Raw genomic sequence first — 12,326 nt, forward strand, 5'->3', positions numbered from 1 at the left:
GCCAAACCTGGCCGCGCGGCTTTTCTCCGCGGGGCCGGTTCAGCCGCCCCTGTTGTCCACCGCGGACGCGAGCACCGCGGCCGCCTCCTCCAGCTGTTCGTCGGTGACCGGCCAGCCGCCGACGCGCTCCAGCAGCTCGTCCCTGGTGACCACGGGCAGCGCGCCGCGCAGGGCGTTCGTCGCGAGCTCGTCGCGGCCGGCGACGACGTAGCTGCCCACGACGTGCACCAGCGTCGCCCCCGGCCGCGTCGACTCGAGCAGGGTCTTGAGGTCCTCCACGAGGATCGGCACGGCGCTCAGCCGTCGTCGCCGTAGCGGCCGCCGCCGTCGAGGCCGGCGCCGGGACCGGAGTCCTGGTCGTTCGGCGCTTCCTCGTCCGGGGTCGGCGGTGCGTCACCGCGTTCCTCCGCCGCGGCGCGGTCCGCGCCGTCGTGTCCTGGCCGGGTCACAGCGATCTCCTGTCGTCGAGGTGGGTCCGGCATACCCGGCACCGCGACGCTGAACCGCCGGAGCGGCCGGATCACTGCCCGGACAGGCGCTGCCCGGACTCGCGGACGTGCCCGCCGACGTCCTGAGCCGCCTCCTTCGCCTGCCCGGCGGTGGTCTGCGCGGCGTCGGTCGCCACGTCCTTCACCTCGCCCACGGCCTCGCTCACCGAGGACCGCACGTCCTGCCCGAGGTGCTGTGCCGACTCGGTCAGCGCCTCCCCGGCCGGGTCGACCACGTCGCTCAGGCTGTCCGAGAGCTGGTGCACCGCCTGCTGTTCGGCGTCGGTGCGGGGCAGCAGCGCCGCCACCAGCAGGCCGCCGCCGAACGCGATCAGGCCCGCCGCGAGCGGGCTGCCCTGCGTCTGCCGGGCCACCTGGCGCGGTGCCTCCCGCACGACGTGTGCGGCCTGCTCCGCGCGGTCGGCGACGGCGCTGCCGGCGTCGTGGCCCTGGTCGCGGACGGCCGTCGCGGCCTGCGTGGTGGAACCCATCACCTTCTCCTTCACCGAGACCAGGCCCTGCCGCACGCCCCGGACGCGCCGCTGGGCGATGGCGCGCGGACTCGTGTGGTCGGCCAGCCGGTTGGCGTCGGCCCGCAGCTCCGCCCGCGTCACTTCGATGTCACGCCTCAACTGGTCGGGTGTTTCGCCCATTCCGCGTCCTCCTTCAGGGTTTCGACCGTGCGTTCGGGTTTCGGGTTGACGGTGCGCAGCCGGGCGCGGCCACCGGTGTAGAGGACCGCTCCCGCGATTCCCCACAGCACTGCGACGATCAGCGCGGCCCAGCCCAGCGGCACCACGGCGCCGAGGGCGAACACCAGCGCGAGGCTCAGCAGCACGGTGGTGAGGTAGCCCGCGAACCCGGCTGCGGCGAGCATTCCCGTCGCCTTGCCGGCCTTGGCGGCCTCCTGGCGGATCTCCGCCTTCGCGAGCTCGAGCTCCTGCCGCATCAGCTTGGACAGGTCCCCGGTGAGGTCGCTGACGAGATCACCCAGGGACTCCCCACCGGCGCCCGCGCGCGTCTCAGGGTTCGACATGCGGCACCCCCGCCGGGGGCACGGCGGGCGTCGCGCTCGGCGTCAGCGGCGCCCCGTAGCCGGGTCCCGTCGCGTAGTCGGCGCCGCGGTCCGGTGCCGGATCGGGGCGTTCGGCCGCCACCGGCACCACGCCGCCACCGCCCTGCGGCCGCTGCTCACCCTGGTTCCCGCCGGTCACGCTCTTCGCGACCCGGCCGACGAGGAACCCGGCGACCGCGGCTCCCAGCAGGAACGTGCCGGGCTTGCGCCGGGCGTAGTCCCGGGCGGAGTCGAGCAGTCCCTGCGCACCCCGTTCGTCGAGGAACCGGGCCGCCTGCCTGCTCGTGTCGGCCACGCCCTGGATCGCGCCCGCCGACAGCGAGTCCGGCGGCGCGTTCCCGGCCATGCCGCCCAGCTCGTCGGCGATGCGGCCGAGCTGCTTCGACACCCGTGTGGCCTGCTGTTCCGCTTCCGCCGCAACACGTTCCCGCACGTCGCCGACGATGCGGCGGGCCTGGTCGGCGGTCTCGTGGGTCACGCGAGCGGCCTGGTCGGAGACCGTGCCGCCGACCCGGCCGGCCGCCTCCTCGGCGTGCCGGGCGACCTCGGAAACCTCGTTCCCGGCCGCCGCACGCACTCCACCTGTCTGGTTCTCGGTCACGGCTGACTCCTCAGCTCGTTGTCGTGTCCTGGCCACCGAGCTACCCGGCGAAGAACCGCAAACGACCCGGCGCGAAGTTCGCCGCCGGCCTCGGGACCGCGCGCAAACGTGATGGTTCTTGCTGTTTGGACCACCGCGGAGGGGTTACTTCAGCGGGACGCACAGGAACGGAGCGACGAGATGACGAGTGCTGCCGAAGGGCTGCGGGCGCTGGCGCGGGAGCACGTCGCCGTCGCGGCGTTCACGATCCCCCGCCTGCTGCGCCACCGGGTGTGGCGCGAGGCGGACCCGCAGGAGGGCGCGGGTCTCGGTGTGGTGCTGGTGCCCGGCTTCGGCGCGGGCGACTTCAGCCTGAGCTTCGCGACGACGTGGCTGCGCGACCGGGGCTACCGGCCCGCCGGCGCGGGCGTCGGGTTCAACGTGGGGTGCACGACGGAGCTGGTGGACCGCGTCGAACGCCGGCTGGTGGAGCACGCCGAGGCCACCGGCGGACCGGTCGTGCTGCTGGGGCAGAGCAGGGGCGGCGGACTCGCCCGCCTCGCCGCCGCACGCCGGCCGGACCTGGTGGCGGGTCTCGTGATGCTGGGCAGCCCGCTGCTCGACCCCACGGGCGCCCACCCGCAGGTGATGCTCGCCGCCAAGGTGCTGGCGCGGCTGTCGTCGGTCGGCTTCCCCGGCCTGATGAACTCCGAGTGCCTGCACGGCATCTGCTTCGACGACAACATCCGGTCGATCACGGCCCCGCTGCCCGACGGCCTGCCCGCGGTCTCGGTCTACTCGAAGTCGGACGGCATCGTGCCGTGGGAGCTGTGCCTCGACCCGTCGGCCGAGTGCGTGGAGGTCCGCAGCACGCACACCGGGATGGGCATCGACCCGGACGTCTACCTCGCCCTGCGGCCGCGGCTCGCCGAGTGGGCGGCCCGCCGGTACGACCTGCGCCCCACCGGATGACCGACCTCGCCAGGACGGCCGAGGAGGTCTTCGGCTGGACCGAGCTGCGCGAGGAGCAGCTCGTCGCGATGCGCCACCTGCTCGACGGCCACGACGTGCTGGTGGTGATGCCGACCGGCGCGGGCAAGTCCGCGATCTACCAGGTCCCCGCCATCCTGCTCGACGGCCCGACGGTCGTGGTGTCGCCGCTCATCGCCCTGCAGCACGACCAGGTCGCCGCGCTGCGGGCCAGCGGGGCGCCGCCCGCCGCCGCGGTCAACTCGGCGCAGTCGGCGCAGGAGAACGAGCAGGCGTGGGAGGCGTTCGCCCGCGACGAGACCGAGTACCTCTTCCTGGCGCCCGAACAGCTCGCGAACACCGAGACCGTCGAGCGGCTGCGCGACCGCAAGCCGTCGCTGTTCGTGGTGGACGAGGCGCACTGCGTTTCCGCGTGGGGACACGACTTCCGGCCCGACTACCTCCGGCTGCGGCACGTCGTCGAGCGGCTCGGCCACCCGCCGGTGCTCGCGCTGACCGCCACCGCGAGCGGCCCGGTCCGCGCCGACCTCGTCGACCACCTCGGCCTGCGCGACCCCGTGGTGCTCGTCGCCGGCTTCGACCGCCCGAACCTGCACCTCACCGTGCGGCAGGGCACCGGCGAGGACGAGCGCCGGCGCGCCGTCACCGACTGGGTCACCGAGAGGTCCGGGCCGGGCCTGCTCTACGCCGCCACCCGCAAGGAGACCGAGCGCTACGCCGCCGACCTCGGCGCGCGCGGCGTGCGGGCGGCCGCCTTCCACGCGGGCCTGAAGGCGGCGGAGCGCCGCCGCGTCCAGGACGAGTTCATGAGCGGCGGCCTCGACGTCGTGGCGGCCACGTCGGCGTTCGGCATGGGCATCGACAAGCCGGACGTGCGCTTCGTGGTGCACGCGGCGACACCGGGTTCCCTCGACGCCTACTACCAGGAGATCGGCCGGGCGGGCCGCGACGGCGACCCCGCCGAGGTCGTGCTCTTCCACCGGCCGGAGGACCAGGGCCTGCAACGGTTCCTGACCGGCCGCAAGCTCGACGAGGACTGCGTCCGCGAGGTCGCCCGCGCCGTGCGCCGCTCCCCCGCGACCGTCGCCGACCTGGTGCGGCACGTGCACTGCTCCCGCCGCAAGGTGACGGGTCTGGTGAACCTGCTGGAGAGCGCGGGAATCGTGCGCACCTCGCTGCACGGCGTGCGGTACGTGGACGACGCCCCGCCTCCCGCCAGGGCCGTCGCGGCGGCGCGGGACCAGGCCGAGCGCCGGCTCAAGCGCGACCGGTCCCGCGTCGAGGTGATGCGCGAGTACACCGGGACCCGCGGCTGCCGCCGGCGGTTCCTGCTCGGCTACTTCGGCCAGCGGCTCGACGAGCCGTGCGGGAACTGCGACCGGTGCGACGAGGGCGTCACCGCCGACGACGGGACGACCGGAGCCGGGAAGCCGGGCGAGTTCCCGCCGAACTCCGAGGTGCGGCACGAGAGCTGGGGCCGCGGCACGGTCGTGCACCACGAGGACGACAAGGTGATGGTCCTGTTCGACGAGGTCGGCTACAAGACCCTGTCCCTCGCCGCGCTGCGCGGCACGTCGATCCTGACCGGGTGCCCGTGACCCCCGGCGGGCGACCGGGTCAGGCCACGTCCGCGGCACGCGGTCCGGGCACGAACGCGGCGAAGTCCCGGTTCCCCGACTCGGGGCGCAGCAGCCCCGTCACCCAGTCGACCACCACGAGCGGGGCGGGCCGCACGTCGCCGCCGAGCCGCTCGACCTCCACCAGCTCGCCGATGCGGTCCTCCACGGCCACCGACCACCCGGTCAGCTCGTCCCACACCAGAGCCACGTAGTGGTCGGGGAAGTCGGGCAGCCGCCCGTCCAGCGCCACGTAGGCCGCCGGTCGCGGGTCCGCCTCGACGAACGAGCTGTCGCCGCGCAGTCCGAGTCCCGTCACGACCTCGCGGACGTACTGCCGCACCCGGCGGTCCACCGAGTCGTCGAAGTCGATGTCGAAGCCGATGTCCAGATGGCTGTGCGTGTCGCGGTTCATGCCTGCTGTGCCTCCGTCGCCGAACACACTGGTGGTGCCCGGTACGAATACCCCTGCGGGGTGTGCGCAAACCCGGTGCGGCAGAGGCCCGCGTCACGTGCCGCCGGCGCGGCCCGTCAGGACGGCAGCGGGATCTCCAGGCTCACCGCGCCGCGCAGGTCCAGCCAGGCCCGGCCGGGACCGCGCACGAGCCGCAGCACGACCTCCTCGCACCGCGGGCAGCGCGCCACCACGCCCGGCGCGTCGCGGTAGACGCGCAGCGACGCGACCGGGCCGCGGTGGCCGCAGCCCGAGCACCGGCCGACGGCCGCGGTCACGTCCACGGCGAAGATCTCCCGCAGATCACCCGCCAGCGCGTTGCCGTCCACGTGGCCGTCGTCGCTCATAGGTGCTCCTGTCAGCCAAAACGCTCGGTGCGGATGCGGCGCGGGTCGTGCCCGAGGGCCACCAGGACGTCGGAGGCGGTCTCGACGAACCCGGTCGGTCCGCAAATGTAGGTCTGAGGATTGAACGAAGCGGGCCAGCCATGCGTGTTGAGAGTGGCCACACCCAGCCGGCCCGGCGGCTCCGGAGATCCCTCCGGAGTCCGCCGGGTGTAGACGATCCGCACGTCGAGGCCGGCGTCCTCCCGGGCACGCCGCCGCAGCTCGTCCGCGAAGTACACGTCGCCGGGCGTGCGGACGGAGTAGATCAGCCGGAACGGCACGCGGCTGCCCCCGGCCGCACGGGTGCGGATCATCGCCAGCAACGGCGCGATGCCCGACCCGCCCGCCACGAGCGTGACGGGTGAGGGGTCCGACGCGCGCCAGACGAACCAGCCGCCCACCGGTCCGCGCAGCTCGATCCGGGCGCCGACGGGCAGCACGTCGCACAGGTACGGCGACACCTCGCCGCCCTCGACGCGCTGCACGGCCAGTTCGACGCGGTCGCCGTCCGGTGCCGACGAGATCGAGTAGCTGCGCTGCACCGAGTAGCCGTCCTCGGCGGTCAGGCGCAGGTCGACGTGCTGTCCCGGCAAGTGCCCCGGCCAGTCCGGCACGTCGAACACGAGCCGGCGCGCGCTCGCGGTGATGCCGGTGGCCTCGACCAGCGACGCCGCCCGCCAGGTCAGTCGCCCTGGTACCGCTGCTCGCGCCATGGGTCTCCGTAGTCGTGGTAGCCCGCGCTCTCCCAGAAGCCGGGTTCGTCCTCCAGCAGCAACTGGATCCCGCGGACCCACTTCGCCGACTTCCAGAAGTACAGGTGCGGCACGAGCAGCCGCGCCGGGCCGCCGTGCTCCGGCGTCAGCTCGTCGCCGTCGTAGCGGTAGGCGATCCACGCCTGCCCGTCGAGGAGGTCCTCCAGCGGCAGGTTGGTCGTGTACCCGCCGTAGGACTGGACGAGCGCGAAGTCCGCCGCCGTCTCCACGTCCTCGAGCAGCACGTCGAGCGAGACGCCCTTCCAGCGCGTGCCGAGCTTCGACCACTTGGTCACGCAGTGGATGTCCGTCGTGATCTTCTCCGCGGGCAGCTCGATCAGGTCCTGCCAGCTCCAGGTGTGCTGCTGCCCCACCTCGGTGCTGACGGTGAACTCCCACCGGTCGGCCGGCACGCGCGGCGTCGGTCCCGCGGTGAGCACCGGGAAGTCCTCCGCCAGGTACTGGCCGGGCGGCAGCCGCACGTCCGGCGACTGGCGCCGGCCGCTGAACCCGGGAGAGACGATGGCCATGGCGCACAGTAGACGTCATCGCCGCGCTCGACGCCAGGGATCGTCGACGAAGATCACCGGCCGGCGGGCCTACCCTCGGGACCGGACCGAGGAGGAGCCGATGGACGACGTGCGGGTCGAGACCCGGGGCACCACGACCGTGATCTGGATGAACCGCCCGGACCGGCGCAACGCCGTCGACCGCCGGATGGCGGACGACCTGAGAGCGGCCTTCGAGGCGTTCGAGGCGGACCCGGCCCAGAAGGTCGCGGTGCTGACCGGTGCCGGCGGCACGTTCTGCGCGGGCGCCGACCTCGGCGCCGTCGGCGACCCGCAGCGCCGCAACGAGCTCGACCCCGGCGGCGGGGGCTCCGGTCCGATGGGCCCGACGCGGCTGCGGCTCACGAAGCCGGTGATCGCGGCCGTCAGCGGGTACGCGGTCGCGGGCGGGCTGGAGCTCGCGCTGCTGGCGGACCTGCGGGTGGTCGAGAGCGACGCGACGTTCGGGGTGTTCTGCCGCCGGTGGGGCGTCCCGCTGATCGACGGCGGCACGGCGCGGCTGCCGCGGGTCGTGGGGTTGGGGCGGGCGCTGGACCTGATCCTCACCGGGCGGCCGGTGACGGCCGCCGAGGCGCTGGAGATCGGGCTGGCGAACCGGGTCGTCGAGCCCGGCGAGGCCGTGCGCGCCGCGCTGGAGCTGGCCGAGCAGATCGCGTCGTTCCCGTTCGAGTGCGTGCTCGCGGACCGGGCGTCGACCTACGCGGGCCTCGACCTGCCGCTGGAGGAGGCGCTGCGGGCGGAGGGCTCGGCCGGGGTGCCGGTCGTGCTGCGGGAGGGGGCCGCCGGTGCCGCCCGGTTCACCTCCGGAGCGGGCCGGCACGGCGGCTTCGGCGGATAGCGGCAGGCGCGGCCGAGGCCGTCGTCACGTGCGGCGCGTGAGCGACCAGGCGGTGATCTCGGTCCTGGTGCGCAGCCCCAGCTTGGCGAGCACGCTGCGGACGTGGGTCTCGACGGTGCGCTCGGACAGCGTGAGCCTCGTGGCGATCTGCCGGTTCGTCAGGGCCTGCGCGACCAGCTCGACGACCTCGGACTCCCGCGGTGACAACGGATCCGCGGCCCGTTCCCCGGCGCCGATGCGCTGGAGCAGGCGGTCGGCCTCGGCCAGCCGCAGGGTCATGCCGAGGGCGCGGAACTCCGCCGCGGCCTGCGCGGCGGGCGTCCGGGCGTCCGCCCACTCGCCCCGTTCGGTGAGGGCGCGGGCGATACCGAGCCGGCTCAGCGCGAGGAACGGGCGGGCGCCGATGCGCGCGTTCATCTCGGCGGCCAGCCGGTAGTGGCCGAGCGCGGCCCCGGTGCGGCCGCAGGTCATCGCGAGGTCGCCGAGCAGCTGCGGTGAGGCGGCGCTGCAGAACACCGCGCCGGAACCGTCGGCGGAGAAGTCCGGTTCCACCACCGACAGGGTGCGGTGCACGAGGTCCGCGGTCGCGATGTCGCCGAGCAGGCACGCGATCATGCCGATCTGGCTGACGAGCGGTGCCCACGTCGGTCCGATCTCGAGCGTCTCCGGCAGCCGCCGGAACTCCTCGAACGTCGACCGGGCCTCGTCGGTCTCGCCCAGCAGGGCGTGCAGGAACGGCACGTAGACGCGTGCCAGCGGGATGTCGGCGACCTCCTCCAGCACGGCGAACGCCTCCCGCGCCAGCTCGCGGTCGATGGTGCCGCGCAGGTGCGCGAGCCAGTTCTCGAACGCGTAGTACATGCCCCTGGCGGCGGAGGCGCCGATCCGTTCGGCGACCGCGCGGGCGGTCTCGTTGTGCTGCTCCGCGGCGTCCAGCCTGCCGACCAGCGCGGCCCGTGCGGCCCGGAGCCGGTGCAGGTGCCACCACGCCACGGGGTGCTGCCGGTCGGCGGCGAACTGCTCGACCAGGTCCAGCTCGTGGTCGACGGTGGCGAGGTCGCCTGCCTGGAACGCCGCGTCGACCAGCCACACGTGCCCCCACAGCGACGCGTGCGGCTGGCGGGCGATCGCGGCCAGCTCGACGGCCCGGTGCGCGAGCGCGACCCGTTCGGCGCGGAACTGCGGCGCGCACAACGTGACGTGGCGGGCGTGGATGCCGTCGAGCTCGGCGTCCGGGTCACCGCTGCGCACGGCCAGGTCCAGCGCTTCGGCCGACAGCGCCCGCGCCCGCGCGGCCTCCCCGGTGACGGTCGCGCCCATCGCCCGCCGGGCCAGCAGCCGGGCCCGCAGCGCCGTGGCGCCCTCGGGGAGGTGCCGCAGCGCCGACGTGCACAGCTGGTCGACGGCGGTGATCAGCGAGCGGTCGCCCATGCCGGTGATCACGAGCGCGGCCTCGGCCATCAGCTCCGGCTCACCCGACTCCTCGGCGAGGCGCGCGGCGGCACGGCAGTGGCCGAGGCTCGCCGGCGCCTCCCCCGCGAGGAACTCGGCCCGCGCGAGGTCCAGGGTCGCCGCGGCGGTGGGGGCGGGCGCGGACGCGAGGGCCAGCGCGGCGAACCGGGCCGCGTCCTCGTAGGCGAGGTCGGCGGTGGCGGCCCTCGCGGCCTCCGCGGCCCACCGCGCGCACTCGGCGGGCGCGTCGGGACCGCTCGCGCGCTGCCAGTGCCCGGCGATCCGGCCGGGGGCGCCTCCGGTGGCGGCGAGCGTCACGGCGGCCCGCCGGTGCAGGTCGGCGCGCGTGGAGGGGGCCAGGTCGTCGTAGACCGCGTCGCGCACCAGCGCGTGCGTGAAGGCGTCGTCCTGGAGCACGCGGGCGGCGGCGGCCTCGTCGAGCAGCGCGGCGGGGTCCTCGCCGACGAGGGCGGCGAGCACGGCGGGTTCGATCCGCTCCCCCAGCACGCTGGCGGCGGCGAGCACGGCGCGGGCCCGCGGGCTCAGCCCGTCGAGCCGGGACAGCACCAGGCGGTGCAGCTCCGGCTCGGCCTCGCCGCTGTCGAGCAGCATCCGGACGTAGAGCGGGTTGCCGCCGGTCCGGCCGACCAGCCTCGCGGCCAGGGCCGGGGCGTCGGGCTCGGTGGTCGCGCTGCGCACCCACCCGGCCACGGCCGCGCTGGTCAGGCCGCCGAGCCGGATCACCCGCGTGACCGGTGCCCGCAGCAGTCCCGGCAGCACGTCCCGGAGCCCGCCGTCGCGGTAGGTCGCCACGACCAGCACACGCGCGCCGGCCAGTTCCCCGGCGAGGTGCGCCAGCAGCTTGAGCGACGTGCTGTCCGCCCAGTGCAGGTCCTCCAGCACGACGAGGTGCGGACCGGCCGCCACCAGTGCGTCGGCGGCGTCGGCGAACATCGCGAACCGGGCCGGGGCGTCCGTCCCGGGATGCGCGCCCGACAGCACGTCGTGCAGCCCCGGCACCGTCCGGGCGACCCGCCGCCACGGCCACAACGGCGGCATGCCGGGGTCGTCGACGGCGTGCCCCCGTGCGACGGGAACGCCGTACTCGCCGGCCATCGCCGCGGCGGCCGAGGCCAGCCGCGTCTTGCCGATGCCCGCGTCGCCGCAGACCAGCACCAGCCGCCCGGTGCCGGCCGCGGCCGCGACGAGCCCGGCCCGCAGCTCGGCGAGCTCGCGGTCACGTCCGAAGATCGGGGCCTCCACACCGGGTGTATCGCCACCCGGTGGCGGTTCAGTACCGCGGTGCGTGCCAGCACGGATCCGGGCGGGCCCGCGGGTGCCGAGACTCGTGGTCAGTCAACGCCAGGGAGGCCACCATGTACGCGCAGCTCACCTACTTCGACGGCCCGCGCACCCCGGAGCAGCTGGCCGCCGCGGACTTCGCGGCCAGGGAGCGCATCGCCCCCGCCGCCGCGGCGGTGCCGGGCAACATCACCACGTACGTGCTGCGGCGGGCCGACGGCGCGGAGGTCGTCGTCTCGATCGCCGAGACCGAGCAGGCGCTGGCCGACACGCAGAAGGCGATCATGGGCACCGGGCTGCTGCCCGGCGAGGACCCGGCCCTGCTGCCGGGCGCCGACCGCGTCGAGGTCTACCCGGTGCACGAGGTCTTCGGGGCGCGGCCGTGACCGCCGCGCCGGCCGTCGGCCTGTGGCGGGCGGACGTGTCCCGCAGCACCGCGTCGTTCGAGGTCGGCAACCTCGGGCGCACGGCGCGCGGCACGGTGCCCGTCACCGCGGGGTCGGTGGAGATCGGCCCGGACGGTGCGCTGCTGTCCGTGCACGGCACCCTCGACCTGGGCTCCGTCGACACCGGGATCGCCCGGCGCGACCGGGACCTGCGGGGGCCGCGGCTGCTCGACCTGGACCGGCACCCGGTGATGACGTTCACCGCGACGTCCGTCCAGGCCGCCGGCGACGGCTGGCGGGTCACCGGCACGCTCGCCGCCCGCGGCACCTCGACGTCGGTGAGCGGACTCGCGCGGCTGTCGTCGGTGGACGGGGACGAGGCGGTGCTGACGGCGACCGCACGGCTGGACCGCAGGACGCTCGGCATCAGGGCGCCGGGCTTCCTGATCGGCCGCCACGTCGACATCGCCGTCACCGCGGTCGTCCGGCGGGCGCAGGCCCGATGAGGTCGCCGCCGGCGTGCGGCGGTCCGAGGTCCTCCCGGCCGGGGTGCCGCCGCGCCGACCACACCGTCAGCGCGGCGGCCACCAGGCACACGACGATCGACGTCCAGATGTTGAGGCGCAGGCCCAGGACCCGGTTCGCCTCGTCGATCCGCAGCGCCTCGATCCACAGCCGGCCCAGGGTGTAGAGCACCACGTAGAGCCCGAACGCGCGGCCGTGCCCGAGCCGGAACCGGCGGTCGGCCCAGATCACCGCGGCCGCCGCGGCGAAGGTACACAGCAGCTCGTAGAGGAACGCCGGGTGGAACGTGCCCAGCACCTCGGGCTGCCCGTCGGGACCGAGCACCGCGCGCCCGGCGCCCTGGTCCCACCGGTGGATCGTGAGCGCCCACGGCAGGTCGGTCGGGCCGCCGTACACCTCGTTGTTGAACCAGTTGCCGAGCCGGCCGATGCCCTGCCCCAGCAGGATTCCCGGCGCGGCGGCGTCCGCGAGCGGCGGCAGCGCGACCCCGGCACGGCGTGCCCCGATCCACCCCCCGAGCGCGCCGAAGGCGATGGCGCCCCAGACGCCCATGCCGCCCTCCCAGATGTAGAGGGCCTTCACGGGGTTCCCGCCCGGGCCGAAGTACGGCTGCCAGCTCGTGGCGACGTGGTAGATCCGCGCACCGGCGATGCCGAACGGGACACCCCAGGTCGCGATCTGGCCGACGACGCCCGGCCGGCCGCCGCGCTGGACGTAGCGGCGCTCGGTCAGCCAGGCGGCGACGAGGATGCCGGCGATGATGCACAGGGCGTACGCGCGGATCGGCACCGGGCCGAGGTGCCACACGCCCTGCGTCGGGCTCGGTATGACGGTGAAGGCAGCTTCCCCCAAGGACATCGCGCCAGGGTAGGGAGGCGGGTGCCTGCGCGCTGTGAAGTTCCCGGCGCGCAGG

The 12,326-nt window shown here is 75.1% G+C and carries 16 protein-coding genes; 5 read left to right on the forward strand and 11 right to left on the reverse strand.

The window, feature by feature from the left end:
* Nucleotides 1–39: 39 nt before the first annotated feature.
* From ACFWGZ_RS32895 to ACFWGZ_RS32915, 5 genes are all read right to left on the reverse strand, one after another.
* Nucleotides 40–291, reverse strand: coding sequence for a hypothetical protein (locus ACFWGZ_RS32895; RefSeq protein WP_382455483.1), 252 nt, complete (start codon nucleotides 289–291; stop codon nucleotides 40–42).
* 5 nt (nucleotides 292–296) lie between these two features.
* Nucleotides 297–449 carry a hypothetical protein gene (locus ACFWGZ_RS32900; RefSeq protein ID WP_382455484.1) on the reverse strand — a complete coding sequence of 51 codons (153 nt, stop codon included), beginning with the start codon at nucleotides 447–449 and terminating at the stop codon, nucleotides 297–299.
* 71 nt (nucleotides 450–520) lie between these two features.
* The gene (locus ACFWGZ_RS32905; protein WP_382455485.1) at nucleotides 521–1,141 is read right to left on the reverse strand and encodes a DUF3618 domain-containing protein; all 621 of its coding nucleotides are present in this window, start codon (nucleotides 1,139–1,141) and stop codon (nucleotides 521–523) included.
* Entirely contained in the window at nucleotides 1,117–1,524 is a 408-nt protein-coding gene (locus ACFWGZ_RS32910) for a phage holin family protein (protein WP_382455486.1), read from the reverse strand. The genes ACFWGZ_RS32905 and ACFWGZ_RS32910 overlap by 25 nt, the downstream gene beginning before the upstream one ends.
* Entirely contained in the window at nucleotides 1,511–2,164 is a 654-nt protein-coding gene (locus ACFWGZ_RS32915) for a hypothetical protein (protein WP_382455487.1), read from the reverse strand. The genes ACFWGZ_RS32910 and ACFWGZ_RS32915 overlap by 14 nt, the downstream gene beginning before the upstream one ends.
* Nucleotides 2,165–2,344: 180 nt before the next feature.
* On the opposite strand from ACFWGZ_RS32915, the gene ACFWGZ_RS32920 reads away from it, so the two are divergent.
* A complete protein-coding gene (locus ACFWGZ_RS32920) occupies nucleotides 2,345–3,115 on the forward strand; it encodes an esterase/lipase family protein (RefSeq protein WP_382455488.1) in 771 nt (256 codons plus the stop codon).
* Complete coding sequence (locus ACFWGZ_RS32925; RefSeq protein WP_382455489.1) at nucleotides 3,112–4,731, forward strand: RecQ family ATP-dependent DNA helicase; 1,620 nt, start codon at nucleotides 3,112–3,114, stop codon at nucleotides 4,729–4,731. The genes ACFWGZ_RS32920 and ACFWGZ_RS32925 overlap by 4 nt, the downstream gene beginning before the upstream one ends.
* A gap of 19 nt (nucleotides 4,732–4,750) precedes the next feature.
* Here ACFWGZ_RS32925 and ACFWGZ_RS32930 read toward each other — a convergent pair whose 3' ends face one another.
* The 4 genes from ACFWGZ_RS32930 to ACFWGZ_RS32945 all read right to left on the reverse strand — a co-directional run bounded on the left by ACFWGZ_RS32930 (nucleotide 4,751) and on the right by ACFWGZ_RS32945 (nucleotide 6,871).
* Nucleotides 4,751–5,164: a DUF6292 family protein gene (locus tag ACFWGZ_RS32930; RefSeq protein ID WP_382455490.1), complete on the reverse strand. Its 414-nt coding sequence runs from the start codon at nucleotides 5,162–5,164 to the stop codon at nucleotides 4,751–4,753.
* Between the two features lie 116 nt (nucleotides 5,165–5,280).
* Nucleotides 5,281–5,550: a DUF6510 family protein gene (locus tag ACFWGZ_RS32935; RefSeq protein ID WP_382455491.1), complete on the reverse strand. Its 270-nt coding sequence runs from the start codon at nucleotides 5,548–5,550 to the stop codon at nucleotides 5,281–5,283.
* Between the two features lie 11 nt (nucleotides 5,551–5,561).
* Nucleotides 5,562–6,302, reverse strand: coding sequence for a ferredoxin reductase (locus ACFWGZ_RS32940; protein WP_382455492.1), 741 nt, complete (start codon nucleotides 6,300–6,302; stop codon nucleotides 5,562–5,564).
* A complete protein-coding gene (locus tag ACFWGZ_RS32945; RefSeq protein WP_382455493.1) occupies nucleotides 6,272–6,871 on the reverse strand; it encodes a sulfite oxidase-like oxidoreductase in 600 nt (199 codons plus the stop codon). The genes ACFWGZ_RS32940 and ACFWGZ_RS32945 overlap by 31 nt, the downstream gene beginning before the upstream one ends.
* 100 nt (nucleotides 6,872–6,971) lie before the next feature.
* Between ACFWGZ_RS32945 and ACFWGZ_RS32950 the strand changes: the two genes are divergently transcribed.
* Nucleotides 6,972–7,748: a crotonase/enoyl-CoA hydratase family protein gene (locus tag ACFWGZ_RS32950; protein WP_382455494.1), complete on the forward strand. Its 777-nt coding sequence runs from the start codon at nucleotides 6,972–6,974 to the stop codon at nucleotides 7,746–7,748.
* A 24-nt stretch (nucleotides 7,749–7,772) separates the two neighbouring features.
* Here ACFWGZ_RS32950 and ACFWGZ_RS32955 read toward each other — a convergent pair whose 3' ends face one another.
* Nucleotides 7,773–10,463, reverse strand: a complete 2,691-nt coding sequence (locus ACFWGZ_RS32955; RefSeq protein WP_382455495.1) for an ATP-binding protein — start codon at nucleotides 10,461–10,463, stop codon at nucleotides 7,773–7,775.
* A 113-nt stretch (nucleotides 10,464–10,576) separates the two neighbouring features.
* Between ACFWGZ_RS32955 and ACFWGZ_RS32960 the strand changes: the two genes are divergently transcribed.
* Both ACFWGZ_RS32960 and ACFWGZ_RS32965 read left to right on the forward strand, forming a co-directional pair.
* Nucleotides 10,577–10,888: a hypothetical protein gene (locus ACFWGZ_RS32960; protein WP_382455496.1), complete on the forward strand. Its 312-nt coding sequence runs from the start codon at nucleotides 10,577–10,579 to the stop codon at nucleotides 10,886–10,888.
* Entirely contained in the window at nucleotides 10,885–11,394 is a 510-nt protein-coding gene (locus ACFWGZ_RS32965) for a YceI family protein (protein WP_382455497.1), read from the forward strand. Before ACFWGZ_RS32960 ends, ACFWGZ_RS32965 begins: the two co-directional genes overlap by 4 nt.
* Here ACFWGZ_RS32965 and lgt read toward each other — a convergent pair.
* On the reverse strand, nucleotides 11,360–12,271 hold the full coding sequence (gene lgt, locus ACFWGZ_RS32970) for a prolipoprotein diacylglyceryl transferase (RefSeq protein WP_382455498.1): 912 nt from the start codon (nucleotides 12,269–12,271) through the stop codon (nucleotides 11,360–11,362). The genes ACFWGZ_RS32965 and lgt overlap by 35 nt on opposite strands.
* Nucleotides 12,272–12,326: the final 55 nt, after the last annotated feature.

The organism is Lentzea sp. NPDC060358 (assembly GCF_042725365.1).
GTDB lineage: Bacteria > Actinomycetota > Actinomycetes > Mycobacteriales > Pseudonocardiaceae > Lentzea.